Here is a 26,661-nt window from a genome sequence, read left to right as displayed (position 1 = left end):
GGGAATCCGACATTCAAAAGATAGTGCTAGTCAGACAATGACATTGAATCGCAATAATATTGGTAACAGCTCAACTTGTTATTACTTGACGCGCACACTACCTTCTCCAAATAAGCTTTCAATGCGCTTAAATAGCTGTGGAGAAGGCTTCAGCGTATAGCTTCCGCTAAGCGCGCGAAGCTGCTGCTCGCGCTCGTAGAAGAGCACGGTCGGCAGCGTGCCATGATGCTCTTGAATGAGCGACTTCAGCTCATTCAAGAGCTCTGGCCGTTCGCATTCGGCCGTGATCTTAATGTACACGCGCTGGCCCTGCTTGGCGCGTGATGCGCCTGCGGCGTGCGTGCCATGGCGCTTCGCTCCGCCCGCGGCATTTGCAGCGGCGGACGTAGCGGCGCTTGCCGCTGACGCACTAGCGCGCGGCGCATTGCCCGCGCTGGCAAGCGCTTGGCCCACGGCGGCTGTGGCGCTGCCGTTGGCGTGGACAGCTGCTTCGCCGTGCGCTGCGCGTTCGCCTGCCGCTTGAGCGGAAGCGCTTGGCGCAGCGGCTTGGCGCGAGCTTGCAGCGCTGGACGCACGCGTATGGGCGCGATCAGCGCCACCGCGGCCGACTGCCTCGCGACCACCGGAGGCAGCCACTGCGCGCTGCTGACGCGCACGCCGTGCCAACTGCGCCACGGCGTTTAAATCCAGCGGCGACACATCATGCGCCAATAGCTTGAAGCCCTCATCCTGCTGCTGGACTTTGGCACGCACTGCGATCAAAGCGCCCTTCGAAACAAGCGACTGAGCACGCCTCCATACTTCTGGGAATAGCACAACCTCTACTCGCTCGATGCGATCCTCAATTTCGATGAACGCCATCGGCTTGCCCTTCTTCGTCATAATGCTTCGTTCCGATACAATCATGCCAACGACAACACATTCACTCTCATCTGGTGCATCATGCAAATCCACGATACGATCCGCATCTGCTTCTCGCAGCAGTTCTACAAATTCATCAAGCGGATGACCCGACAAATATAGCCCGAGCAAATCCCGCTCCAGCTCCAACTGCTGACTCATCGTGAACGGCTGAATATCCGGATAATCGATCTGTCTATTGTTGACTTCTACAAAATCAAACATTTGAATTTGCAAGTCCTCACGCTGCTTGCGCCATTTCACTGCCGCTTCAAGCACTTCATCCAGTACAGCCAACAATTGAGCTCGATGCCCAGGCAATGAATCCATGGCTCCCGCTTGAATCAACGATTCAACAACACGACGATTGCACACACGTAAGTCGACGCGGCGACAGAAGTCCTGTAAATCTTCATAAGGCTGGTTGCGGCGCTCACGAATAATACTTTCAATTGCCTGCGTACCTACATTTTTAATAGCTGCTAAACCAAAACGAATGGCACTATCCACAGGCGTAAACGTTACTTCACTTTCATTAATATCAGGAGGAAGTACCTCTAGCTGTGTACGACGACAATCTTCAATATATTCGGCGACTTTGCGGTGATTGCCCATCTGAGCCGTTAGCATCGATGCCATAAACTCCGTTGGATAGTGAGCTTTCAAATAAGACGTTTGGAATGCTAGGACGCCATATGCCGCTGCATGGGCGCGTGGGAAACCGTAATCTGCAAATCGAACAATCATGTCATAAACACGATTCGCTTCTTCCATCGTGTACCCTAAAGTTAAGCTGCCTTTAACAAAGTGCTCACGCTCCTGATCAAGCACCTCTCGCTTCTTCTTGGATACCGCTCTGCGGAGCAAGTCCGCCTCTCCCAAGGAGAAACCTGCCATCTTGGAGGCGATATGCATAATTTGCTCTTGATATACGATAATCCCGTACGTATCCTGCAAAATAGGCTCCAGATCAGGATGCGGGTACTGTACAGGCTGTTTGCCATGCTTGCTCAAAATAAAGTTAGGAATAAACTCCATCGGACCAGGTCGATACAATGCTAATACCGATACGATATCTTCAAATACAGATGGTTTCAAATCTCGAAGCACACGGCGCACCCCAACTGATTCTAATTGAAACAGCCCTGTCGTCTCGCCCCTGCCAAGCAATTCATACGTCTTCGCGTCTTCGTCATTGACTCGGTCAAGATCAAGACTTTCTCCTGTCTTCGCCTTAATCCAATTCAATGTGCGTTCAATGATCGACAAAGTCCGTAATCCTAGGAAATCCATCTTCAACAATCCGACTGCTTCTAGATGCTCCATGGAAAACTGCGTCAAAGGTACACGCTCTGTACCTTCCTGAAGCGGCACATAATTCGTTAACGGTTCAGGACCAATAATGACACCGGCAGCATGAGTGGAAGCATGTCGCGGCATGCCCTCTACCTTAAGTGCCATACTAATAAGATCATTAATACGTGGTTCCTTTTCCCGCCACTCCCGTAGCTCATTGTTAATCGACAATGCCTTATCTAAGGTCATGCCAACGGCAGATGGAATCAGCTTAGCCGCCTTATCTGTCTCATGGTACGGGACATCCAATACACGACCAACATCACGTACCGCAGCTCGAGCTGCCATCGTACCGAACGTAATAATTTGAGCAACATGATCTCGCCCATATTTCTCTGCTACATAGGCAATAACTTCATCACGACGCTCATCATTGAAGTCAATATCGATATCTGGCATCGTAATACGCTCTGGATTCAAAAAGCGCTCAAACAACAACTTGTATTTTAACGGATCTACATTCGTAATTCGAAGCGTGTATGCAACCAAACTTCCAGCTGAAGATCCACGTCCAGGGCCGGTCATAATGCCTTGTTCATGCGCAAAGCGAATGAAATCCCAAACAATTAGGAAATAATCCGAGAAGCCCATCGCATCAATCGTCTTCAACTCATAAGCAAGACGCTCTTGGGCTTGAAGTCGGAACTGTTCATCCTTCCATTCTGGTAAGTGCTCATATCTAGCATGTAATCCCGATTGGCACAACTCAGCCAAATAAGAAGAAGCCGTCATTTCGCTTGGGATTGGACTAAATTCAGGAAGCACATGTGTGCCCAGCTCAATTTCAACATTACACTGTTCAGCAATATCAGCCGTATTCGTGATCGCTTGCGGGACATGCGGAAACAGCTTCAACATATCCGAGCCAGATTTCATGTACATTTGATCGGAGGAGAAACGTAATCGTGTCTTTTCCTCCACCGTCTTTCCTGTACCGATACATATGAGCACATCCTGAACAGCCGCATCTGATTGTTCCATATAATGAACATCATTCGTTGCAACTAATGGAATGCCTAGCTCTTCACTAAGTGCAATGAGACCAATATTGACCTTCTTCTGATCAAGAAGCCCATGATCTTGCAGCTCCAAGTAGAAGCCATCCTTAAATATATCTCGATACGTCATCGCAACCTGGCGAGCCTCATCTATTCGATCATGCAGCACATGCTGTGCCACTTCGCCACCTAAGCACGCGCTTAAAGCGATAACACCTTCCGAATAGCGGCGCATCGTCTCCTTATCAATCCGAGGCTTGTAATGGAAGCCTTCCAAGTGACCGATGCTGCACATACGCATCAAATTACGATACCCTTCGTTATTTTTCGCCAACAAAATCAAATGATAAATCGGCTGATCCTTGCGTGTTCCGCGATCCGACATTGTGCCTGCGGTAACGTATGCCTCCATGCCAATAATGGGCTTAATTCCATGCTTGCGGCATGCCTTATAAAAGGCGATCGTGCCGTACATGACACCATGATCCGTGAGCGCCAGTGCCTTCATACCATAATCAACTGCTCGCTTCGCCAATGCGTCAATACGGGCTGCCCCATCCAGCAGACTATATTCGCTGTGTACATGTAAATGCACGAACTGTTCCATGCCTTTTCACTCCATTTCATTTCAAAAATGCAATCTATATATGCTAATTTCATACCTTCCATCAACGTGCAACCGAACATACTTTCGTTCTTCATTGTATCATATTTTCTCGCCAAAGTTCTATATATGTAGTAAGAGGTTGTCCGCCTATCTACTGGGATAACGCACATCATTTCAACCTTCAATCCGTTCGAGAGGACGATTACAAAATGAGTCCATTTATGTCCAAAGCTATTATTGATTTTGGTATTGCACTAGGTGTTGTCATAGGCGGTTCCCTATTAGCAGGCATCGCAAGTGTACTTGCCCTACAATCTCCAATCGAAACGATGAGACAAGTTAGCGAGCACTTGAAAATATGGGCGATCGTCGCAGCTGTTGGCGGTACTATCGATCCACTCCGCGTCATAGAAACGAATTTTTGGGTAGGGAATTTATACCCTGTATTCAAACAACTTATGTTTATATTAGTGTCCTTCCTAGGTGCACATATGGGAACCGAACTCATCCAATGGATATGCAGAGCCAGGGGGTGAGACTCATGCGTCTGCAGCGATTATTTCAAGGAGCAGCTGTATTTATTGTAGGTGCTATCACAGGTGCTGCGATATACCACAGTATATTTTTACATCAAATCGATGAACTCATCATGCGCAATCTCGATCTTCAAGACCGTCTCGCTCACTATAAAGCAGAAGCCGAGGCTTTATTGAAATATAAAAATCGCTCTACCGTAATCAAGAGCATTACGATGCACATCTATGAATCTGCTGATCAAAAAATGTCATCTTCTGACGAAACCGAACTGCGCAAGCGTCTGCTGAAAGACTTGGACGGATTGAAAGGACGCAACGTCTATCAAATTGACGAATACGTTAAGCTCATTGAGGGATTGCTGACACGGAAGCTGTATACAGATGTTCATCATCAAAACTATGTCGTTACTTTAAGGACGATGCTGGTCACAGAAGGAGTACTGCATGTATGGGTAGATGTTAAGGCCGAACTTCCCTCTCCAGGCTAATCATGTCGAACTGTATCGCACACACCTAACATATGGTAAAATAAGCACGTTACCTATTAGCAGGAAGGAGCGTATTACTAGGATGTACGCGATTCAAATTACCTTACTCGTGCTTATTTGTGCAACATCTTTGCTTTCTCTTGTTTACAGCATTCGCTCCCGCAGATCTCAAGACCAAGTTAAACGTGGACTTTTCGCGGCGCGTACTAATATTTGCATGGGTTTCATGCTAATATTTATTGCTATCATCCAGATGACGATGTTCCCAACAACAGGAACACTTCGAATCGTGTTCGGTGCTATTCTGCTTGCAATAGGAGTCTTCAATCTGGTAGCAGGACTGCGTAATCACAGTTACTTCACCCGACTGCAACACTAGAGTTCAATCTGCCAATGTAACCAAGTATCGTTTATTACAGACCGTTAAGCTGCCCTTAACGGTTTTTTTCATATTTTAATATTTTCATAAAATCGTTATAGAATTTTCACTTACTTTTTGTGAGTTTATGATATAATTATATCTATTATTGAACATACATAAAAAGGAGCATGCCTCATGAATACTTTCGAGGAAGTCGTAACCTCTCGTCGTTCAGCGAATAAGTTTCTCACCGATGTCAAAATTAACGAGTCTGAACTAGATGAATTGTTTTCACTAGTTAAATACGCACCTTCTTGCTTCAATTTGCAGCATACGCAATATTTAGTTGTGCATGATAGCGATAAAAAGGAACTTGTCTATGAGGCAGCATTTAGACAATACAAAATCAAATCAGCTTCTGCTGCTATCATTGTCTTAGGAAATAAGGAAGCTCATCATGATGCAGCTCGAATCTACGAAGGTATGCTTCACCTAGGCATGCTAAATCAGCAGGAATTTGATATGACCGTCTCAGATACGATCAAGTTCTATGAACAGCGTGGTGATGCGTTCAAGCGTGATGAAGCGATTCGGAATGCCAGTTTGTCAGCGATGCAGTTTATGTTAATTGCAAAAGACAAAGGTTGGGATACTTGCCCGATGAGCGGATTTGACCCGGAAGCTATCATTCGCGACTTCAATATCCCTGAAAATCTAGTACCTGTTATGCTAATCGCAATCGGCAAAGAGGACAAAAAAAGTCGTCGTCCGCGTGGCTACCGCAAGCCAACTGGTGAATATGTTACGTACAATTCGCTCTAAGCCTATCGCCGTATAACATACGAAGCCCCCTATTCATCGACGGAATAGAGGGCTTCTATTAATTATGGTCAATCGACTGAACCGTCATCATCACTTTAGCTGCAAGCTGGTCGCCTTTTTTCATTTCCATTTCCAATTTGCATACTTTACGCCCCATCTCAATAAACCTAGGCACAAGCCTTACGATGTCTTCAATTTGAACGGGACGAACGAAATAAGTCGTCATATTCTCCATGATGTGATCATGCTGTCTTACGTCCTTAGCTGCACGGAGAGCGCCATTTGTAAGCAAAGAGGTAATAATCCCTTCCGATACAACACCGAAGCTATTCACCATCTGTGGTGTGATAACCCCCTGGAAGTAAATACGTCCTTCCTCATCCCTCATCTCGTTAAAACCGTTCCAGATCAAATCGTCGAACGTCTCTCCTAACTGAGGTTCATTCGGAACATCTCGCATCGCATGAAGGACATCCTGTCTCGTAATGACAGCCAACAGCTTGCGACTGCGGTCAATAACAGGCAGCAGCTCTATTCCTTCCCACACCATGGTGTGTGCTGCCGAAGCAAGCGTAGTATTCATCGTAACTGTTATTGGGTTTCTTGTGTACAGTTTGTCGATAGGCTGATCTTTTTCCGCATATTCTACATCCTTAATCGTAATCATACCTGTCACTCGGTTCCACTCATCTATGATAGGAAATCGATTATAGCCTGTAACCTCTCTTAACTCTTCGAACTGACGAACCGTGCTGGATGGCCTTAGCACAGAAACAGCTAGCTTAGAGCCAACTATATCCTCGACAAGCAGTATCTTCTTTTTGATTAAGCGGTCGAACAATGCTCTGTTGATCATGGATGCTACCGTAAATGTATCATACTTAGAACTAATAATAGGCAAGTCCAATGAATCGGCGAGCAGCTTTACTTCACGACTTGTTGTAAAGCCACCTGTGATAAGAACGCCCGCACCGTGCTGTAACGCGCTTTTATGTGCATTCTCTCGATTACCAACGATAAGTAAACTGCCAGCATCTATGTAACGAAGCATCGCATCGAGCTTCATCGCTCCGATCGCATATTTATTAAGTGTTTTGTTCAATCCCTGTGCTCCGCCCAGCACATGACCTTCCACAATTTCTACAACCTCTGCAAAGGTCAGCTGTTCCGAAAGGTTACGCGGCTTCTTCTCTACACGCACCGTTCCAATACGCTCTTTTGTCACGACAAGACCGACATTTTCAGCCTCTTTTACTGCGCGATACGCCGTCCCTTCACTCACGCCCAGCTCTTTGGCCAATTTACGAACAGAAATTTTAGTGCCCGGTTTGAGCCCCTCAATATGGTGAAGCAGTTGTTCGTGCTTCGTTACGGTCGCATCATGAACGTCCATTCTGTTACACCCAACCTTCCCGAACTGTATTAATCTGTTATGTTAGTGTAACACAGTAAAGATAACCTAGACAAATGTAATGTCAATCTATTCAGATGTTCATAGAAATCCATGTACACCATTTTCAATGCAGTTAGCTAACACAAAGAACCGAACACTGGCATACACCGGCTTCGGCTCTACATGCTACAACCTATCAAATTACACAATCATTTATTTCATGCGTTCTGACATGCGAACGATACGCCGTTCTACTTGACGATAACGCTCCGCCCGCACTTGCCGCATTCGATTCTCTTTTTCTTCATCAACACGAAGCAAACGATATAAATGCGCTCCGACAATCAACAAAGCGAACAATGACCAAACACTGCCGAAGACGACAGCCATCGACCAGCCTTCCCGAAAAGGAATCGTAGGCAATGCAACAAACAACATGATCATGACCGCCGCAATCGATATTACAGACATCCAAGATCCTCTACTGCGTCTGCTTCTACGGGTTATCGGCGTCTCGTTCATAGACTCACATCCCTCATCGTTCATAGTGAAGCTGCCGCTTCTCTATCATCTTATGCGGACAAGTTGCAAGCTATGACCGATATGCCAGACGTAATCGGCACAAAAGAAAACAGCTCCCTCACTCCGTAATAAGCGAACAAGCAGGCCTCAGCCTCTCTCAACTTATACAGTAGGGAACTGTTATCACGATCCATTTCCTTAGCCTTGTTCAGATTGATACAAGAAGCTCAAAGAATCGGTTACAATTTTATTCACATCTTGAATAACGAGTGCAAGATGACGCTCTGCTTCGAACAATGCAGTAATATTTGGGTTCATGCTGATAACTTGGAATAATTTTTCCATTTCTTCCATCTCTTCTGGATTAGGCATTTCACCAGTCATCATTTGCTGTTGCATTTCAGCTTGACGCTTGCGGAAACTATCAAACATCTGCTTCGTTTCTGGTTCAGCAGCAATTGCCTTCATCGCTGTATCAACAGCAGCAGCCTCTTCAGATTGCTGAAGAGCCCGCGCCAAATCATGGGCTTTGTCATATACATTTGTCATAGTCTTTGAAACATTCCTCTCTGTACGCTCATGTACGACATCGTTGCATCGCATTCCGCATCTATAAACCTAAGAGCAGTATAAATGAGCTGTATTCCTTTAGCTTGCATCTTTTAATATTACTGGATTACAAGGCGTCTGTCGAACTTTAGCAATCGGGGTTAACCGATCGTGAGCAGAATGAAAGCTTGCACACCGCCGATAATACCGCCTAACAATACGCCCAACCATGTAATCGCTCTAAATTCTTTACCTGATACACTGAGTATAATTTGCTCCAAACGTTCAATCGGGAATTTTTCAACTTGGGCGCGCACCACTTCTTCCAAACCGATGCTTTTTACAAGCTGATCTAAGTGCTGATCTAGCTTATTTACGCCAAACTGAACGATACGTGGTATGAACGGCTCCCAAACTTGTCGATATCCCTGTACCCAATCTGCTGGACGCATTTCCGCTAGTCGTTGAGTTAGATGAGCAAAAGGAATTACATCGTTCAAACGCTCTACCACCCATAACTCAGGCTTATCTATGTCCGTTTGACCGCTAAGCTCGTGCACGAGTTGAGCCGGAGTTTTGACCATCCACTCATCAAGCTTTCGTTCCACGATACGCGCTACAGTACGCCGAACATCAGACGACTTAAGCTGTTCAGCCAATATAGGAATCATCCGGCTTACCAGCTTGTCTTCATCCACAAATATTGCAGCCATCGTCCCAAAAAATCCTTGTGAACGATCCATCACTTTGCTTAACATGTTTGCCAGCATGCGCTGCCCTTCAAACGACTGAATTTGGCTTCCTACCGCATTTAGCAATGCTTGGGCAGCCTTGTCAGCTGCACGCGAGCGCACTTCTGACTGCAAACCAGGCAGCAGCTCATGAAGCGAGCGTTCATTCCACCGCTCGGATTGCCACAAATGCGCAACACCTTGTTGCGTGACCATTCGCAGCTTCTGCTCCCACTCCTGTAGGAGTACAGTACGCTCTTCTTCTCCTGCATCTGGATGGACCCATTCCATCAACGTCTTCGGATTAGACGCCAATCGGTCTATGCTTGTAGTCAATGTCTGTGTCAGCTGCTGCTGCAAACCAGGTTTCTCTAATACAGAACGAAGCCCGTCTGATGTTACTAAGTACTGTGCCACTACTTCCCCTAACGATTCTGCGATATCTTGTTTGCGCTTCGGAATTAACCCTGGTGTGAAGGGCAATTTCCAAGAACCTATGTAGATTGGGCGCCGCGGATGAAATAACATTTTGATGGCAAAGTGATTGGTAACACCGCCAACAATAGCCGCTACCGCAATGCTAAAAATAATTAATAACCACGCTGACAAGAAAAGTCACTCCTTTTTACAAAATAGGTCAATCACCAAGGATAATATGTCCTCATATGATACATTAACATTTGCGGTTCACCTGTATGCGCATGGAGCGCTTACCACACTCATACGGCATCTGTTGTTGGAAGGAGATCCTTTATGTCTAAGTTGAAACTAACGCTCCAAGTTATGAGTCCAGGACTTATGCGAGAACAGACGATTATGCTCGGTGACGCTTACGTGAAGAAATGGAAAATCCCCGTTAAACAGCCAATCACCCTTCGCTTTGGCTCGCTAAAACTACCCATTTCGGTCACTCCCATCCCCCACTTCGACGGAATACGAATTAGCCAGCAGCTAGCTATGAAGATGGGGATGCATTCGGGCATTAAGCTGCGCACGATGTATAAGCCACAGGAGCGAACACTTAACCTAGGCCCCCTTATTGGCATCTTGATAAGCCGCGATCGACCAGATGCACCAGATAAACCCTTCGGACAAATTACAACGTTCTGTACAGAACTTGTAGAAGCTAGTCAAGATCAAGGAGCCTTTGTGTGTTTTTTTACACCGGACCATATTCAGGATCATGTAAACAGCATAACGGCATGGGTTCACCGCAGCGGGAACTGGATAAAAACCGAAATGCCCATTCCGAACATCGTCAACAATCGACTCACTTCGCGCAAGACAGAGAACAAACCTAGCGTACAGCATTTCATGAAAGAAGTAAAACTACGCTACCAATCCAGCATTTTCAACGAAAAGTTCCTTGATAAGACCGAAGTGTTCGATGCCTTAAAACATGATCAAAATGTCGCCAAATACTTGCCTGAATCGTACCTCCTCAAATCCTTCAACACCTTGAAAACGATGTGCCATCGCCATTCCCAAGTATTTCTCAAGCCTGCCCGCGGCAGTTTGGGCAAAGGAATTGTTAGAATTTCTCGTTCAGAGGACAATACCTTTTATGCCATGTACTCAACGGTTAACGGGACGAGGAAGCAGCATTTCCCCAGCCTTCTCAAATTGTTCTCAAGTTTAACAGGCAAGATGAAAACAAATCGCTATCAAATCCAGCAAGGCTTACAGCTTATGGAAAACGAAGGCCGACCTGTTGATTTTCGAGCACTTGTACAAAAAAATGCAACCAATGAGTGGTCCATCACCTCCATCGTTGCTCGTACAGCTGGTACTCAGCATTTTGTATCTAATCTTGCACGCGGCGGCACTTTATCTACCGTAAAAGATGCCGTTACGAAGTCCAACCTTGCTCCCAACTCCCGAACGGATGTATATCTCCGGCTCAAAAATGCCTCTTTGGAAATCGCACAAGGTATCGATATGCACATTCCCGCTCACTTTGGTGAATTAGGCATTGACCTTGCTGTAGACACTTCTGGCAAGGTGTGGCTCATTGAGGTCAATTCCAAGCCTTCCAAAAATGACAACACCCCGCTGCAAGAGAATAAGATACGGCCGTCTGTCCGAAAAGTAGTAGAGTATGCACGCTACTTGTCAGGATTTTGACGAGAGGACGATAGGATGAATACGATGAACAGACTGAATCACAACACACTTGGCGTACTGCAAGAACAATCAGCAGCAGAACTGCCGTTTACCGAGTCTCATTTCTGCCGTCAACTGTGCATGGCTGGAGAAAAGTATGGCATTTCTGTTATCGTGTTTCACGCTGGATTGATCGATTGGGACACTCGTACCGTAAAAGCTTATACGTACAGGAAGAACGCCTGGAAGCAACAACATTTTCCCTTGCCAACTCTTATCTATAACCGTCTTTCACGAAGTCATCATGAGCGATGTGATCAGCTGCATATTCGAAATAGCCTGCAACAATTATATCGTGAAGATGTGCAGTGGCTCAGTAGACCGCTGCCAGGCAAATGGAATTTGTATCGAGCTTTATCTCGCTTCGATTTTGTAAAGACTTACCTTCCCAAGACTTACCCGTATCACGGGCCAAGAAGCTTATTACGCATTATAAAACAACAAAATGGATCGGTCTTCCTCAAGCCAAGCGGAGGACAGCATGGACGATCTGTCCTTCATATCGAAGCTGCTGCTTATGCCACTTCCTCTCCTTGGTCCCCAACTTCAGTTACGATAACAGGGAGAACGAAACAAAATGATCACATTGATACTCATTTTACTACGATGATGGATGCTCTTAGATGGGTTCATCAATTTATTGACGGACGCCAGTACGTGATCCAGCCTTATCTGACACTTCTCAGTCAGCAGAAGGAGCCATATGATGTTCGCGTGCTTATGCAAAAAGACGGCAGCGGCCACTGGCAAATAACTGGATCAGCTGCTCGCGTGGGCTCCTCAGGACATCTAACTTCCAACCTTCGCGGAGGCGGACGCGCCGAACCTGTTGAATCCTACTTGGAGCAGCAATTTAGCCGTAAGCAAGCAGAAAATATGTTGTCTTCCATTGCACATATCAGCAAGCAAATTCCATCAGCCATTGAATCTTGCTATGGTAGGCTAGTTGAGTTAGGGCTTGATTTTGGCATCGATCAGAAAGGTCGTATATGGCTTCTCGAAGTAAATTCGAGACCAGGCCGTTCCGTCTTCTCCTTAACCGGAAATGAGAAAGCCATCCGGCTGGCGGTAGAAAATCCCATCCTTTACGCACGCAATGTAATGGTCCGACATCTTAGGAGGGTTTGTCCATGAGTTTGACGCTGTGCAACGTGCATTTAACGCCAAATCCAGAAAAAACATTATACGTATCCACTCCATTGCTTAAGCAGCTGAACTTATCCGGCAAGAAACAAATTCGACTGCGTCTCGGTAAAACAAGTGTACCTACTGCCATTAAACCGATTAAAAAATCCGGTAAGCATCTGTATATAACAGCTGGACTACGCAGCCAGTTCCGTATTCCGAAAGGTGGCAGTGTCTATGTCCTTAATGAGGTCGAAGGAGGTATCCATATCGGCCCTTTAATCGGCATTATGAGCGATTCTTCCAATCGCACAAGCACAAGTCCTTTCGGAGGAAGAACGAGCTTTATTAAACAAATCTTGCGCACCGGAAATAAAAAAGCATTTGTATTTGCCTTTACTCCGCGTGATATCGATTGGCAGAAAGAGAACGTCTATGCCTATTTCCTTAACGATGCAGGCAATTGGGTTCGACGCACCGTCCCTTTACCTGATGTCGTATACAATCGCCTACCTAGCCGTAAAGCAGAAATATCTTCAAATATGAGCCAACTTCGCGAACGGTTCAACCGCAAGCAGATCCCCTACTTCAATTGGAGCTTCTTCAACAAGTCAGATGTATATGAGCTGCTCGAAGACGAAATGGAAGCCAATCAGCATGTTCCTGAATCGATAACCAATCCATCTCCAGATATGATCAAGGAAATGCTGGATCGTCATCAATTTGTTTATTACAAACCGACGGCAGGCAGCCTAGGCATAGGTATTTATCGCCTAACTTATTTGCCGAAAAAAGGATACTTTGCACGCTACACTACCAACGGCAAAAATATTTTACTGCGGTTTAAACAGTTCTCCAGTCTTATTCGTACTTTAGAAGCCCGTCATGGCCGTAATCTTCGTGACTATGTCGTTCAGCAAGGTGTCAGATTGGTTGAAATCGATGGCTGCCCAATCGACTTCCGTTTCCATATGCATAAAGATGGGGATAACAACTGGGTAGTAGTAGGTATCGGAGCCAAGAAGGCCGGAAAAGGCAGTGTGACTACCCATGTAAAAAATGGCGGCCAACTGATGACACCCCAACAAGCACTTGAGCGCGCGTTTGGCACTCGAGCGAAAGAAGTGTTGGAACAAGCAAAAGTGACTGCTATCGATCTTGCCGAAGCCATAGAGCGCAATCACCCTCATTTGTTAGGTGAGCTTGGATTCGACATTGGCATTGATCGAAACGAACAAGTGTGGATGTTTGAGGCGAATGCAAAGCCTGGCCGCTCGATATTTAACCACCCGCTACTTCGCGATGAAGGGCAATCATCTGTTGAGCACATTCTAGATCACTGCCTATATTTGAGCCATTTTCGCAGGGGGGATAACATGTGAGCGGTGCATCCCAGCCCAACCTCCCCATTGTCGCTATATTAACGATCGAAGATGAGAAGGATTATTTCCGGGGTAACCGAGGAAATTTTGCCGACTTGCTCTCAGCCGCCAAAAAAATGGGGTATACGTCTTATATCATCACGATTAAAGATTTGAAACTGCAAGCAAAAAGAGTAATCGGCTATCGTTATGTATCGGATAAAAATGAGTGGCGGCAGGAATGGTTCCCGCTGCCCCATATCTTATATAATCGGATCCCGCAAAGAGAAGATGAAATGCAGCCTGCTGTCAAAAAGAAACTGCAAGATATTATGAAGCATCCTACCATTCGCATGTTCAATCCAACCTTCTTCAATAAGTGGAAGTTATATAAATGGCTGAACAAGTCCAATGCAACTCGCCCCTATATTCCTCACACCTTAAAACTTACGAATGCCGAACAGTTAGGTAAAATGCTGAATCACCACTCCTATTTATTTCTCAAACCCGTCTCCGGAAAAGCAGGTATGGGTATTATGACCCTTCGTCTCAATCTAGACAACGGATTCAAGTACCGTTTGCGCATTCAAGATAAATCCAAAAACATCTCCTACAACTGCACCTCCATTTCTAAACTATGGTCAAGAATTATGAAACAGGTGGGCACTGCAAAATATATCGTCCAGCAAGGCATAACATTAGCTTCAATAAACAAGCGACCATTCGATCTACGTGCACTCATTCAAAAAACAGAACAAGGCAATTGGGACATTACAGGTGTCGGAGCCCGTCTCGCGGGCAGCGCAAGCATTACGACACATGTCCCTCGCGGCGGAAGCATAGAAGATCCCTCGAAGCTGTTAACGAGCTTATTCGGCGAGCAGGGCTCCGCACGTATTTTGGCGCGCATACGCAATACCGCACTAGTCTTAGCCAGGCAGATTGAACAAGAAGCCGGCAAGCCTCTTGGCGAAATGTCGATGGATCTAGGCGTTGACGCAGCAGGTGGCATCTGGTTCTTCGAAGCGAATGCGAAGCCAATGAAATTTGATGAACCTGATATTCGCAAACGCTCCTTGGAGCGAGTATATCAGTACAGTACGTTTTTAATGAAATCAGGCGGATAACAACGTGAAGAAGGTGAAGGCAATTGGCACAACCGGTTCTGGGCATTTTGACTTTATACTTAAACGAGCATAAACATCTTGAAGAGCGTCATATTTATCAAAAAATGATAACGGCAGGCCAATCCATCGGTCTTCATGTATTTGTGTTTACGCCGCAAGATGTCGATCATAGGAAACATCGAATCTATTCCATGGTATACCATCACGATAAAAACCGCTGGTTTCGGCAATGGACCACCTTTCCAGACATCATATTTGACCGTTGTCGACTTCAGAACAGCTCTCGTTTTGAACAGCTTCGCCGCTTCCGAAAAAGGTATCCGGATTTGCTGTATTTGAACAAACCACTGCGTAATAAATGGACCATCCACCAAGTACTTTCTGAAGATTCCTATCTGCGTCAGTTTCTTCCCCAAACGAAGTTATATAACTCTCTTGCTGACGCTCAACAGGTACTCAAGCAGCATTCCCTCATTTACATGAAGCCCATTAACGGTACCGGCGGCAGAGGCATCTTGCGAGTAGAGCGATTGGCTCCTACTTTTATGCTGTATGTACAAGGAAGAGATCAGAAGCGCAAAATTATTAGCCCGCAGCGCATGACATGGTCCCAGCTTGCCACTAAGCTCAACTCTTGGCATGCGACCGGGCGATACATTGTACAGCAAGGGATATCCCTGAACTTGCCGAACGGGCGTGTTCATGATTATCGTATGCTCGTGCAGAAAGACGAAACAGGAAACTGGACATTAACAGGCTGTGCAGGCAGAATAGGTGCAGCCAAAAGCATTACCTCCAATCTGCATGGTGGCGGGGAAGCTATTCCTATGGATGAAATGCTGCGCAATTGGATTGGAGATGAACAGCTCATAACTGAAGTGAAACAAGAAGCGGAGAAAATGGGTATTGAAGTCGCTTCTTATCTGGAACGCAAATATGGAGCGCTGTGTGAACTCGCGCTTGATCTTGCGATTGATAAGAACGGGAAGATATGGATGTTGGAAGTAAATCCAAAACCATCTCGGGAAGTATTTCAACTCATCGGTGATCAAGATACGTACCATAAATCTTTACTTAAACCTCTACAATATGCACTCTGGCTGCACCAACAGCAGCATGCTTTAATCCGTAGCGGTACTCCTGAAGATCCTCTCCCCGTAGAGACAGTTCAAGATTAAATACGACTCACCACTACGGCGAGAGCAAACCTTGCACTTTGCATGTACGTTCATAGATGTGAAAATATAAGAAGGCGCAGATACGATTGAGTGTCTGCGCCTTGCGCGATTTATCATTGGATTACACAGCTTGCATTTCTTCACTTGTCTCGTAAAGGTATACAAGCTCCTTAAAATGCTGAATGAGAACATGAGCACCTTCTAACTCCTCATCCGCACCGAATCCTGCATATGTACATCCGACGATCCCTAATTTATTCTCTGCGCCTGCTTCTATATCAGAAGAGCGATCACCGACCATCCATGCGCTCTTAATTTGGTGTTCATCTAACAAGATGCGAACAAGATCAACCTTAGATGCGGTCTTTCTTCCACCTGCACTATATAACTCTTCAAAATATTGTGCTATGCCGTGTGCATGTGCCACACTCTCCACATATGGTGCAGGACCATTACTCGCTACGAACAATTTCACCCCGTGCGCACGTAATGCTTGTAGTGTCTCTACTACAGCTGGATATAATTCTGAGCCGCCACTCTCAAGTCCGCGCACCTCTTCTTCTAACAGAAGCACATCTGCTCTACTTCGCGCTTCCTCAGAAGCATCTGGCATAACACGCTTCCATATTTCTTCTAACAACATACCTAAGCTTCCAAGAATGCGCTCTACCGGAGGCGTTTCTTCTGTATACAGACCTTCTGCACGCAATCGGTCGAACAATCGGTTATAGGCCGGAACCAGTAATGTCTCTGTCTTGAATAATGTGCCGTCCATGTCAAATATAATTGCTTCTGGTTTCTTCATATTCGCATCCCGTCCTCTTCTATCAAGTTCATCTAGACCACCTTACTATATCATAAATCTTACATAATAATAGTTTGTATTCAAATTGGCGTATCGTTTCTATTCTGCTACGATACTATATAGGATATTTACATTAACAAATAAAGACTAACTCGACTTATAATAAATTCATTTATATATTCGTAAGTAAATTATAAATACATAGTTTGGAGGCATAACCACCATGGAACATCGCTTGATCATTATCGGTGCTGGCCCCTGCGGTCTCTCCGCAGCAATCGAACTGAAGCGTGCAGGCATTGAGGCACTTGTTATTGAGAAAAACTGCCTAGTACACTCTATTTATCGTTATCCGACGCATCTTCAATTTTTCAGCACACCTGAGTTGTTGGAAATTGGAGATTTACCATTTACAACGCCACATGATAAACCTTATCGCCATGAAGCACTCGTATATTATCGTAAAGCTGCTGAACACTATCAATTACATATTCGTACGTATGAAGAAGTTACTTCCGTCCACAAAGTAGATGAAAAATTTCAACTCACGACTAAAACAATTAGCGGGCATGAGCTACACTATGAGGCTCAAAATGTCGTCATCGCCACTGGCTATTTTGACTATCCCAATATGCTGAACATACCTGGTGAACAACTTCCTCATGTTTCTCATTACTTCCAAGAAGCGCATCCATACGCAGGCAAACAAGTTGTCATTATTGGTGCCAACAATTCTGCAGTCGATGCTGCATTGGAATTAATGCGAGTAGGAGCGGATGTCACCGTAGTTGCGCGAGGATCAGAATTATCAGGAAGTGTGAAGCCTTGGGTGAAGCCCATTTTTGAAAGTATGGTGGCGAAAGGCATTATCTCTCTTCGAACAAGCTCACAGGTACAAGAAATATTGCCTGATAAAGTAATCATTCGCGAACAAACAAATGACGGCGAGACCTTGTATGAGCTTCCATGTAGTTTCGTGCTAGCACTAACCGGATTTAGACCAGATCGTAAAATGGTAAGCCAACTTGGTGTGCAACTGCAAGAAGATGGTGATAAGCCCGTATTCTATCCTGATACGATGGAGACAAACATTGCAGGCCTGTATGTAGCAGGTGTCATTGCTTCCGGTAAAAATGCGAATGAAATATTTATTGAGACAGGTCGGGATCATGGCAAATGGATCGCCCAGCATTTACTGCAGCAGCAATCAAATATATAAAATTAATAACCCTCTGAATAACAATGGTCGTCCTAAACAATAGCAAAAATAGAGCTGCTCCTTTCATGCTTCATGCACGTTAGGAACAGCTCTATTGTTTAGCTAGAATTTTATTTTAATTTCCATTAAGCCAGCTTTTCGTATCGCATTATAAATAATAACGACCAAAGGTCCAATGAAGAAGCCCATGACTCCAACCAATTTGAAACCAACGTACAAGCTGACAAGGGCAGGCAAAGCTCCTATGCCCACGGAATCCCCGACTACCTTCGGCTCAATGATACGACGCAATGCGGTAATAACGATGAACATGACCACAAGGCCAATCCCCGTAAATAAATCACCAGTAGCGATACAGTAAACTGCCCATGGCATTAGTGCTGAACCAACACCTAGTATAGGAAGTAGGTCTACGATCATTACGAGTAATGCAATGGCAAGCGGATAACTTGTACCTAGTATCAAAAGCCCACATAGTGTAATCACGTAGGTGAACAAACACAAAATAATTTGTGCTCTGACAAAACCAAATACCGAGCTTTTTAGAGTCGTAATGACTTGATTCACTTGATGATGTGACTTGCCATCAAAGAAATGCAAAATAGCTGGACGTGTACGATCCAAGCTAAAGCTGATGAGGAACAAAGCAACCATAAATACGATAAAGAAAATAAACATATTCGGAAGTACTCCTGCTAACGACACCGCCTTGGCAGAAACAGTCGCGGCAGCATCTTGCAAATGACCCGACACCGTAACAAACAGCTGTTCAAACATGCCTTCCCAATGCTCAGGCATATTAACTTGCGCTTCAGACATCGTCTGTTCAAGCCATACGCGCACGCCTTCAATATACGTAGGAGAATTTTTGACTAACTCTACTAGCTGTTTAATAATCTGAATGACGATGTAATACATCCCTGACAGTAAAAACAGGGTAAATAATGTACAGCTTAGTACAGCAGCCGGAATACGGCCCCACTTGAACCAACGCATCCAAGCTTTTGTCAATGGCTCTAGCCCCATTGCAATGACACAAGCTAGCAAGAAAGGAGCACCGACGGTAAACAGCCCGTACAATAACAGTAGCCCTACTGCAGCTAGAAACAAATGTTTGAACGACATAGTTCACTTCCTTTATCGATTCATCTTACAACCACACTATCGTATCGTTCATTTATCGTTGCCTATGTTCTACATCGCTGCTCACTTCTGCATATTGCGCTTTATCGCGCCTACACAGAAATGACTGCCTTGCGTTCTTTAAAGTTTACATTCGGATAATACATATCCGCCACAAGCAGGTTCGGTCCACAACAGCTAGCTTGCGGACAATAGCAGTCCACCGTTTTTGATAATGGATGTTGGTGAAGCCACTTATCGAATATAGCATCGAGCCTATCCTCATAAATACTTCCGAAGGAAGGAATATCAGCAAAGTCTGTGACGAATACTTCCCCATTAAACATATTTACATTCAAACGATTGCGCCCATCTGGGTCGTTGCGCACCGTTACATTTTTCTCGCTATACAATCGTTGGAGCAGCTTCGTATCTTCTTCACTGACACTGCATCCGTAGAACGGAAGCGTCCCGAACAACATCCACATATCCTGATGACGGAAGTCTAACAAGCTGTGAATAGATTGACGCAGCTCATTGATCGACAAGACTGGCAAATGCTCAGCGAATGAGCTTGGATACATTGGATGGACTTCATGTCGCTGACAGCCCATTTCATAAATGAGCTGGTGAATGTCATTCATCTTGTCATGTGTTCGATAGTTGATCATAGACTCCGCTGATACGAAAAGTCCACCCTCTACTAATCGACGCGTATTATCAATCATCTGCTCGTAAAATTTGACTGTTAAATTGTTGGACAAATCCCGATCACGATGCACAAATCCAACTTGGCGGAAATCTTCCACATTTGTGTAGTTGAATGAAATATGCATGACATCCAAGTAAGGCGCTATCATTTCATACCGTCTATAATCCAAGGTAACGTTAGAATTCAACTGAGAGCGAACGCCTCGCTCTCTTGCATATTTAAGCAATGGGATTACGTAATCTTTTACCGTAGAAAGATGGAATGTAGGCTCTCCACCTGTAATACTTATCGTCTCCAAATGCTCTACTTCGTCAAGACGCTTCAACATCACATCCAGCGGAAGCAGGTCTGGCTCTCGCATCACAAGTGTATGGCCAACCGCGCAGTGTTCGCAGCGCATATTACACACTTGCGCCACAGTCATTTCCACACTGGTTAGTCGGTGCTCTCCATACTGTCTCAGTGATCGGATCGGATCCCAAGGGTCATATTGAGTTGTTATTGGTTGTAAGGTCGGCGGTGTAATCACCGACACGTTCGCATGCTGTTCTTTACTCATTTCACTCACCTATTCTTCCTCTATTCGACGGTATCCTTCGAAGAAGCGAATTTCGCCCAGCGCGGTGCCCACCAATTGGCTTTACCCATCAACTTCATGAGCGCGGGTACAAGGAACAATCGAATAAGCGTCGCATCCAGCAGCACGGATACCGACAATCCAAGGCCAATCGCCTTCATCAATTCATTGTCTGTAAAAATAAATGCCCCTACGACAACAATTAAAATAAATGCTGCACTCGTAATAATACTTCCTGTCTTCTTCAACCCTTCAGCCGTACTTCGTTCATTGTCTCCTGTACATTCATACTCTTCTGCTATACGAGACAATAAGAATACCTCGTAATCCATAGATATGCCGAATACCACACAAAAAATGATAACAGGCAGCATCGCAACTACAATTCCTGTAGAAGTTACCTGCAATAAATCTGCCATGTATCCATGCTGGAAGACTAGCACGACTATACCCAAGCTTGCGCCTAAGCTAAGCACGTTCATAAATACAGCCTTTAATGGCAATATGACCGAACGGAATGCAATAAACAATACGACATAGGTTACTGCCAATATAAATAGTACCACATAAGGCAAAGCAGATGTAATTCGTTCTACAATGTCTAAGCGGTATGCAGCTGTCCCCGTAACCAATATATCTAATTCAGCAGACTCAAGCGAACGAAGATTACGAACTAGCTCGTAAGCCTCTTCTCCATCTGCGCTTACATTAGACACAACACTTAACAACATATACGAATCGTTTACAAGATGGCTATCTTTCAACTGCTGTTGTAATTGCTCATTTTGTAAAGCCTGAGACTTCGCTTGGGCGTTCGGCAAATCGGACAGTGCTGTTAAATAACTATCCACACGTTGAACGCCTTGAACTCCTTTGAGAGATTCAGTCAGTTTAGATACTGTCTCAATCGTACGTTCCTCATGGAATGGCTGTTCAGACTTTACTATCAGTTGAATCGGATTAAGCTCACGCTCATCATAGACTTCTGTCATCAGATCTGAGCCATATCGAGATTCATATTTGGGCGGCAGCATTTTTGCATCAGGAATACCTATATTCATATTTAAAATAGGCCAAACAAAAGCAATAAGCACCGTACAAAGCAGCAACACGATCGGTATCGGCCGCTTCATAACACCATAAGCGACACGCCCCCAAAAAGAGCTACCATCCCCATTACGATTAGGTTTCTTCCTCCGATTGCGCCATTGCTTAGGAATTACGGAATAACGATTAATCTGCTCTCCGAGCATGCCGAGTAAAGCGAGCAGCAGCGTGTTCCCCACAATGACAGACATCGATACAACGAGAACTCCTCCCAACGCTAAGGAGCGGAATAAAGCCAGGTCGATAAATGCCATTGCAATAAGTCCGATGAGAACAGCCACTCCTGAAAAGAATATGGATTTACCTGCCTTCTGCGCGGTCATGGCAACGGCTTGTCCAACATTGCTTTGCGTAGCAAGCTCTTCTCTGAATCGACTAACCATAAACAAAGCATAATCAATGCCAACTGCCAGTCCTAGCATACTTACCATATTAGGTAAGAAGTTGCTCAAAGAATTCGTCCCTAAAGCAATAAAATAAATAATACCTAATGTCGTAGTTACACTCAACATTCCAACGACAAGGGGAAGTACACCTGCAAGCCATGTGCCAAATACAAGCAGTAGCACAATTAATGCAATAGGAAGTCCAATAATTTCAGATTTTATAATATCGCGCTTACTCGCTTCTTGAACATCATAGAAGACTGCAGAATTGCCTGTAACATAAGCCTTCATATCAGGCGGATCAGGAATAAGCTTACGAATCGAAGCAAACTTCTCAATTGCTTCATCTGCCTCAAGATTCATTGTAACGGTAACCACGGTAACATCATTCCGCGCTTCACTGCGACCAACATCTCGGAACGAAACATTTGATACATAAGAAGCTTCCCGCAAAGATTGCAACGACTCCATAATTTCAGTCCGGTTAGGCTCTGATAATAATGATTCACCATTACTGCTCTCATATACAATATCAAGCATCACTGGTGCGATCTGCAACTGCTCCTGCATCAGCTTCAAACCTCGATCTGACTCACTGCCAACGGGAGTAAATCCATTATCTTTGAGCATGGAAGGAGCTTGTACCGCAAAGATCCCCATACCTATAAATATGGCACACCATACTCCGAATACGACCCGACGATAACGATAAATGAAATGTCCCCATTTCCAGAAAACCCCTTGTTCATTCGTTTCGCGCAACTCGACTCCTCCCAGTCATCTTATGCTGATCCGCACTTCGTTCCGGCCATCGTTACTTCTATTCAACATCGACCATTTCTACAATCATAATATGAAGAAGCTGTGACAAATCCAGCTCCGTTCCTAGAGGAACTGACGCACCTTCCGCATCATACAACACTCTTATCATTGGACGCTGTGGATAATCTGAATTGATTTCCGCTACGATACCGATCTCACCTGTGCTCAACTTAACTGTCATACCAAGTGGATACACAGCAATTCGATCCCTAAATAGAGACAGCATCCACTGCTCATATAGAGTACCAGACCCTGTATACAAAATTTCTAATGCCTCATGAGGCAGCATAGCTGGACGATAAACTCGGTTAGTCGTCATCGCATCATAAGAATCCGCAATGGCAATCCATTTCGCAAACTCATGGATATTATCAGAAGTTAAGCCCCTTGGATATCCAGATCCGTTCAAACGTTCATGATGCTGATAGGCACAATGAGCAACAATAGTCGGGATATTAGGATCTTTTCTTAAAATACGATATCCGTATTCCGCATGCTTCTTAATCATATCGAATTCAAGCTTTGTAAGTGGACTCGTCTTATTAAGAATATGAGGATCCAAATGCATCTTACCAACATCGTGCAGCAGGGCGCCCATCGACAACATTTTAAGATCGTCTCTTTCATAGCCATGATATACACCGAATAGCGTAGAATATACACATACGTTTAAGGAATGACGATATACGTAATGATCCGTCGTCTGTATATCATTCAGCATTACCATGGCTTTATTGTGCTTTGAAATATCATGCACAAGATTGTCGAGCATTCCCGATACGGATGCATCCATGTCTTGATCAGGTCTACGCTTACGTGCGCGTCCATCAGACATATGCTGCATGAACTGCTGACGAATCGTTTTGTTAGCCATAATTCTAGTTTCATCACTTAATAGATCGGGAGCTACAATCCCTTCCGTTCGCTCATCTTCTACATAAATGTAAGATACGTCCCTTTCAATTAAACGACGAATAAACGTATCTGTCATCTCAACTTGCTCTTGAAGCAGAACCATACCTTCTTCATTATAGATCTTTTTAGCAAGTCTCATGCCGGGACGGCAATTCATAATCGGTATCCACCGCACTGTCAGTCAACCCCTGATTCTTTCAAGATGATATTCGTTCCACTGGCAAGGAGTTATCTTATTATCATACCATATTGTAGCCAACTAAATGGCAATATGATGTTGGTGTTGGCCTTATTTCAATACATAATGATGAGCCAGAATAGGCCGGCGAGTACGAATCGATACATAGCGAAGTATTTCAATTTGATAGCTTGTATATATTTGAGGAATGAAATAACGACAATATAAGCTACTATAAATGAAACGATGAAACCTAATAGAAAGACAGCCAGACCGTCGCCACTTATATATTGATAATTGTTAAGTAATTCATAGCCGGTCGCAGCAATCATTATAGGTATCGCAATCAAAAATGAAAAATCCGCAGATGCGCGATAGCTTACTCCACTCAGCAATCCTCCGGAAATCGTTGATCCAGAACGGGAAAATCCCGGCCATAATACAGAGATTATCTGATATACACCAATGAGTAACGCTTGCTTATATGTAATTTGATCGATAGTATGTGCCGTTGGTTCACGCTTAGAACTGAATAATTCAGCAAACCACATAAAAATACCGCCCACAACCAATGCCCACATCACTGTACTTGCACTGAACAAAGACTTAATAAAGTCTTTTGCAAGGAATGCGACTACTAACGCAGGTACAATTCCTAGCGCTACATGAAAAAGATTCAAAGTAGTACTTCTCGCCCCACCTCTTGCTACCGTGACAGGCCGAAGTCTAAACATAGTTAACAATCGGTCGCGATATACAATCGTAATTGCCAAAATAGCGCCCAACTGAATCATAATCATAAACGTCTTTAGCAGCGGATTATGTTCATCTAATCCAATAAATGAAGCTGTCAAAATCATATGCCCTGTCGATGATACAGGAATAAATTCCGTCAGTCCCTCTACAACCCCTAAAATAACAGCGATAAACACAGTCAACATGCGTACTCCCTCTTTCTCCAACAATGTAATAACATCCATGGTTTACTGGGATTTTTTGCAATCTTAGTGTGGATATATCGCCTGTCATGTACATCTAGCGTGCACATGTACAAGCATAGCAGAAAACCTACTAAAACTCTATGAATATGCAAGTTAGCCACAGCTATTCAGACACTTTCTTGTCTATTATTCAAACTTTCATCATTTGACAATTTTTTAATAAATACGACAACCTTCTATCTTTAATTGGTAAATGTTGTTGATGGACACCTAAATTATTGATATGATAAATGTAAAAAATTACGAATAGGAACGGTGAATCGCACGATGCGTGTACATGTGAATGATCTGCAAGCTGGGGACATTTTGCAGCACGATGTCTTCAACCAACATGGTGTTCATGTACTCTCTGCGGGTACAATACTGAGAGAAAGAGACATCGGCATCCTTATCGGTCATTTGATTGACGATATAGACATCATAGCTTCTACACCATATAACTCACCACAAGAGCAACAAACTCATACTCCTACAACAAGAGATATACAACTCAATTCTACCCATTCCATTTCAAGCTCTTCGAATGATATAAACAGCTACGAGAAACTATTCCCTTACTATCAAGATGCAGTCAAATCAACAAATCTGTTGTTTCATTATGCACTTACAAATGGGCGCCTTGTACAAGAAGCTGTAGACCATACAATTACCCCATTATTAGAACAATTTCAACAAGAACGAGATGTCGTTTCCTTGCTACTTCGCCTTAACTCACAAGATGATTACACATGCCAACATTCTGTCCAAGTCGGCATGTTGTCCTACTATTTAGCAACATGGCTTGGCCATACAAAAGAAGATGCACTACGTATTGGGAAAGCCGGATATTTGCATGATATAGGAAAGTGCCAAGTAGATCGTGAAATCTTAAATAAGCCAGCCCCGTTAACGCAGGAAGAATATGAGCAAATGAAGCTTCATCCTCTGGCAGGTTATCAAATTATTCGTTCTACTTATGAGGACAAATGGATCGCCGTTGCTGCACTACAGCATCATGAGCGTACAGACGGAACTGGATATCCAGAAGGACTTACAAGTGAAAATATACATATGGTCGCCAAAATTGTCTCCGTTGCTGATGTATACAGCGCAATGATCTCTTGTCGTACTTATCAAGATAAGAAAGATCTACTGATCGTGTTAAAGCAAATGTACCAGCTGAGCTTCTCGAAGCTCGATCCAGTCATTACGCATACGTTTATCCGCTACATGCTGCCTAACTTCCTACATAAACGTGTCAAACTAACAGATGGTCGTGACGGTATTATCGTGATGAATCACGCAACAGATTTTTTCAGGCCACTCATTAGAGTTGGTCAAGAATTTATCGATCTTACGGTCAATCGTGATCTGAATATCGATTATGTATATGCGTAAGGACAAGAAATAAGAAGAATACAATTTATATGATTGAAAAAGATGACTTCACTTATTTAGTATAAGTAGTCATCTTTTTTTGTTGTCTAGTAATAAAAATGTTCATGATCGAGGAGTTCAACCACTAAAAATAACTTTACTTTCCAATAAATAGATTACTTTGTCATCTTAATATATTTTTCAATTACATGCGATATCTACATCCAATAAATAATCTATCTCC

Annotated in this window: 22 protein-coding genes; 11 read left to right on the top strand and 11 right to left on the bottom strand. The window is 44.2% G+C overall.

Annotation, left to right across the window (positions count from 1 at the left end):
- Positions 1-81: 81 nt before the first annotated feature.
- A complete protein-coding gene (locus IFO66_RS18015) occupies positions 82-3,861 on the bottom strand; it encodes a DNA polymerase III subunit alpha (protein ID WP_192026504.1) in 3,780 nt (1,259 codons plus the stop codon).
- Positions 3,862-4,070: 209 nt separating this feature from the next.
- On the opposite strand from IFO66_RS18015, the gene IFO66_RS18010 reads away from it, so the two are divergent.
- From IFO66_RS18010 to IFO66_RS17995, 4 genes are all read left to right on the top strand, one after another.
- Positions 4,071-4,397, top strand: coding sequence for a YtrH family sporulation protein (locus IFO66_RS18010; RefSeq protein WP_028594231.1), 327 nt, complete (start codon positions 4,071-4,073; stop codon positions 4,395-4,397).
- A 5-nt stretch (positions 4,398-4,402) separates the two neighbouring features.
- Positions 4,403-4,885: a sporulation membrane protein YtrI gene (locus tag IFO66_RS18005; protein WP_192026503.1), complete on the top strand. Its 483-nt coding sequence runs from the start codon at positions 4,403-4,405 to the stop codon at positions 4,883-4,885.
- Positions 4,854-5,264, top strand: coding sequence for a YtpI family protein (locus IFO66_RS18000; protein ID WP_337913331.1), 411 nt, complete (start codon positions 4,854-4,856; stop codon positions 5,262-5,264). The genes IFO66_RS18005 and IFO66_RS18000 overlap by 32 nt, the downstream gene beginning before the upstream one ends.
- A 177-nt stretch (positions 5,265-5,441) precedes the next feature.
- Positions 5,442-6,068, top strand: coding sequence for a nitroreductase family protein (locus IFO66_RS17995; protein ID WP_192026501.1), 627 nt, complete (start codon positions 5,442-5,444; stop codon positions 6,066-6,068).
- Positions 6,069-6,126: 58 nt separating this feature from the next.
- On the opposite strand, the gene IFO66_RS17990 is transcribed toward IFO66_RS17995, so the two are convergent.
- The 4 genes from IFO66_RS17990 to IFO66_RS17975 all read right to left on the bottom strand — a co-directional run bounded on the left by IFO66_RS17990 (position 6,127) and on the right by IFO66_RS17975 (position 9,872).
- Complete coding sequence (locus tag IFO66_RS17990; RefSeq protein ID WP_192026500.1) at positions 6,127-7,461, bottom strand: DRTGG domain-containing protein; 1,335 nt, start codon at positions 7,459-7,461, stop codon at positions 6,127-6,129.
- A 213-nt stretch (positions 7,462-7,674) separates the two neighbouring features.
- Positions 7,675-7,983 carry a hypothetical protein gene (locus IFO66_RS17985; protein ID WP_225445867.1) on the bottom strand — a complete coding sequence of 103 codons (309 nt, stop codon included), beginning with the start codon at positions 7,981-7,983 and terminating at the stop codon, positions 7,675-7,677.
- 198 nt (positions 7,984-8,181) lie between these two features.
- A complete protein-coding gene (locus IFO66_RS17980) occupies positions 8,182-8,532 on the bottom strand; it encodes a YlbF family regulator (RefSeq protein WP_192026499.1) in 351 nt (116 codons plus the stop codon).
- A gap of 161 nt (positions 8,533-8,693) precedes the next feature.
- Positions 8,694-9,872 (bottom strand): DUF445 family protein, encoded by a 1,179-nt coding sequence (locus IFO66_RS17975; protein ID WP_192026498.1) that lies wholly within the window; start codon positions 9,870-9,872, stop codon positions 8,694-8,696.
- 144 nt (positions 9,873-10,016) lie between these two features.
- Between IFO66_RS17975 and IFO66_RS17970 the strand changes: the two genes are divergently transcribed.
- From IFO66_RS17970 to IFO66_RS17950, 5 genes are read left to right on the top strand one after another with little or no spacing between them, the layout of a single operon-like run.
- On the top strand, positions 10,017-11,387 hold the full coding sequence (locus IFO66_RS17970; protein ID WP_192026497.1) for a YheC/YheD family endospore coat-associated protein: 1,371 nt from the start codon (positions 10,017-10,019) through the stop codon (positions 11,385-11,387).
- 24 nt (positions 11,388-11,411) lie between these two features.
- A complete protein-coding gene (locus tag IFO66_RS17965) occupies positions 11,412-12,560 on the top strand; it encodes a YheC/YheD family endospore coat-associated protein (protein ID WP_192026496.1) in 1,149 nt (382 codons plus the stop codon).
- Positions 12,557-13,933: a YheC/YheD family endospore coat-associated protein gene (locus tag IFO66_RS17960; RefSeq protein ID WP_192026495.1), complete on the top strand. Its 1,377-nt coding sequence runs from the start codon at positions 12,557-12,559 to the stop codon at positions 13,931-13,933. The genes IFO66_RS17965 and IFO66_RS17960 overlap by 4 nt, the downstream gene beginning before the upstream one ends.
- Positions 13,930-15,039, top strand: coding sequence for a YheC/YheD family protein (locus IFO66_RS17955; protein ID WP_192026494.1), 1,110 nt, complete (start codon positions 13,930-13,932; stop codon positions 15,037-15,039). The genes IFO66_RS17960 and IFO66_RS17955 overlap by 4 nt, the downstream gene beginning before the upstream one ends.
- A gap of 23 nt (positions 15,040-15,062) precedes the next feature.
- Positions 15,063-16,217, top strand: coding sequence for a YheC/YheD family endospore coat-associated protein (locus IFO66_RS17950; protein WP_192026493.1), 1,155 nt, complete (start codon positions 15,063-15,065; stop codon positions 16,215-16,217).
- Between the two features lie 121 nt (positions 16,218-16,338).
- On the opposite strand, the gene IFO66_RS17945 is transcribed toward IFO66_RS17950, so the two are convergent.
- Positions 16,339-17,022, bottom strand: coding sequence for an HAD family hydrolase (locus IFO66_RS17945; protein ID WP_192026492.1), 684 nt, complete (start codon positions 17,020-17,022; stop codon positions 16,339-16,341).
- 223 nt (positions 17,023-17,245) lie between these two features.
- On the opposite strand from IFO66_RS17945, the gene IFO66_RS17940 reads away from it, so the two are divergent.
- Entirely contained in the window at positions 17,246-18,241 is a 996-nt protein-coding gene (locus tag IFO66_RS17940) for a YpdA family putative bacillithiol disulfide reductase (protein WP_192026491.1), read from the top strand.
- A gap of 102 nt (positions 18,242-18,343) precedes the next feature.
- Here IFO66_RS17940 and ytvI read toward each other — a convergent pair whose 3' ends face one another.
- The 5 genes from ytvI to IFO66_RS17915 form a co-directional block, all read right to left on the bottom strand.
- A complete protein-coding gene (gene ytvI, locus IFO66_RS17935) occupies positions 18,344-19,366 on the bottom strand; it encodes a sporulation integral membrane protein YtvI (protein WP_192026490.1) in 1,023 nt (340 codons plus the stop codon).
- 110 nt (positions 19,367-19,476) lie between these two features.
- On the bottom strand, positions 19,477-20,634 hold the full coding sequence (gene yfkAB / locus IFO66_RS17930; RefSeq protein ID WP_225445874.1) for a radical SAM/CxCxxxxC motif protein YfkAB: 1,158 nt from the start codon (positions 20,632-20,634) through the stop codon (positions 19,477-19,479).
- 20 nt (positions 20,635-20,654) lie between these two features.
- Complete coding sequence (locus IFO66_RS17925) at positions 20,655-22,907, bottom strand: MMPL family transporter (protein ID WP_192026489.1); 2,253 nt, start codon at positions 22,905-22,907, stop codon at positions 20,655-20,657.
- Positions 22,908-22,965: 58 nt separating this feature from the next.
- Entirely contained in the window at positions 22,966-24,057 is a 1,092-nt protein-coding gene (locus IFO66_RS17920; protein ID WP_192026488.1) for an HD domain-containing phosphohydrolase, read from the bottom strand.
- Between the two features lie 119 nt (positions 24,058-24,176).
- Entirely contained in the window at positions 24,177-25,001 is an 825-nt protein-coding gene (locus tag IFO66_RS17915; RefSeq protein ID WP_192026487.1) for an undecaprenyl-diphosphate phosphatase, read from the bottom strand.
- 327 nt (positions 25,002-25,328) lie between these two features.
- On the opposite strand from IFO66_RS17915, the gene IFO66_RS17910 reads away from it, so the two are divergent.
- Positions 25,329-26,438 (top strand): HD-GYP domain-containing protein, encoded by a 1,110-nt coding sequence (locus IFO66_RS17910; protein WP_192026486.1) that lies wholly within the window; start codon positions 25,329-25,331, stop codon positions 26,436-26,438.
- The last annotated feature ends 223 nt before the right edge of the window (positions 26,439-26,661 follow it).

This window comes from Paenibacillus arenosi, from assembly GCF_014841135.1.
GTDB lineage: Bacteria > Bacillota > Bacilli > Paenibacillales > Paenibacillaceae > Paenibacillus_B > Paenibacillus_B arenosi.
This window is presented reverse-complemented; position numbering and strand designations above follow the sequence as displayed.

What these genes read in the sequence shown, in the direction of transcription:
- IFO66_RS18000 (WP_337913331.1), top strand. Translation starts at nt 4,854, where the DNA reads ATGTTAAGGCCGAACTTCCCTCTCCAGGCTAATCATGTCGAACTGTAT.
- ytvI (WP_192026490.1), bottom strand. Translation starts at nt 19,366, where the DNA reads ATGTCGTTCAAACATTTGTTTCTAGCTGCAGTAGGGCTACTGTTATTG.
- IFO66_RS18015 (WP_192026504.1), bottom strand. Translation starts at nt 3,861, where the DNA reads ATGGAACAGTTCGTGCATTTACATGTACACAGCGAATATAGTCTGCTG.
- IFO66_RS17960 (WP_192026495.1), top strand. Translation starts at nt 12,557, where the DNA reads ATGAGTTTGACGCTGTGCAACGTGCATTTAACGCCAAATCCAGAAAAA.
- IFO66_RS17980 (WP_192026499.1), bottom strand. Translation starts at nt 8,532, where the DNA reads ATGACAAATGTATATGACAAAGCCCATGATTTGGCGCGGGCTCTTCAG.
- IFO66_RS18005 (WP_192026503.1), top strand. Translation starts at nt 4,403, where the DNA reads ATGCGTCTGCAGCGATTATTTCAAGGAGCAGCTGTATTTATTGTAGGT.
- IFO66_RS17985 (WP_225445867.1), bottom strand. Translation starts at nt 7,983, where the DNA reads ATGAACGAGACGCCGATAACCCGTAGAAGCAGACGCAGTAGAGGATCT.
- IFO66_RS17940 (WP_192026491.1), top strand. Translation starts at nt 17,246, where the DNA reads ATGGAACATCGCTTGATCATTATCGGTGCTGGCCCCTGCGGTCTCTCC.
- IFO66_RS17995 (WP_192026501.1), top strand. Translation starts at nt 5,442, where the DNA reads ATGAATACTTTCGAGGAAGTCGTAACCTCTCGTCGTTCAGCGAATAAG.
- IFO66_RS17970 (WP_192026497.1), top strand. Translation starts at nt 10,017, where the DNA reads ATGTCTAAGTTGAAACTAACGCTCCAAGTTATGAGTCCAGGACTTATG.
- IFO66_RS17945 (WP_192026492.1), bottom strand. Translation starts at nt 17,022, where the DNA reads ATGAAGAAACCAGAAGCAATTATATTTGACATGGACGGCACATTATTC.
- IFO66_RS17965 (WP_192026496.1), top strand. Translation starts at nt 11,412, where the DNA reads ATGAACAGACTGAATCACAACACACTTGGCGTACTGCAAGAACAATCA.
- IFO66_RS17915 (WP_192026487.1), bottom strand. Translation starts at nt 25,001, where the DNA reads ATGTTGACTGTGTTTATCGCTGTTATTTTAGGGGTTGTAGAGGGACTG.
- IFO66_RS17910 (WP_192026486.1), top strand. Translation starts at nt 25,329, where the DNA reads ATGCGTGTACATGTGAATGATCTGCAAGCTGGGGACATTTTGCAGCAC.
- yfkAB (WP_225445874.1), bottom strand. Translation starts at nt 20,634, where the DNA reads ATGAGTAAAGAACAGCATGCGAACGTGTCGGTGATTACACCGCCGACC.
- IFO66_RS17990 (WP_192026500.1), bottom strand. Translation starts at nt 7,461, where the DNA reads ATGGACGTTCATGATGCGACCGTAACGAAGCACGAACAACTGCTTCAC.
- IFO66_RS18010 (WP_028594231.1), top strand. Translation starts at nt 4,071, where the DNA reads ATGAGTCCATTTATGTCCAAAGCTATTATTGATTTTGGTATTGCACTA.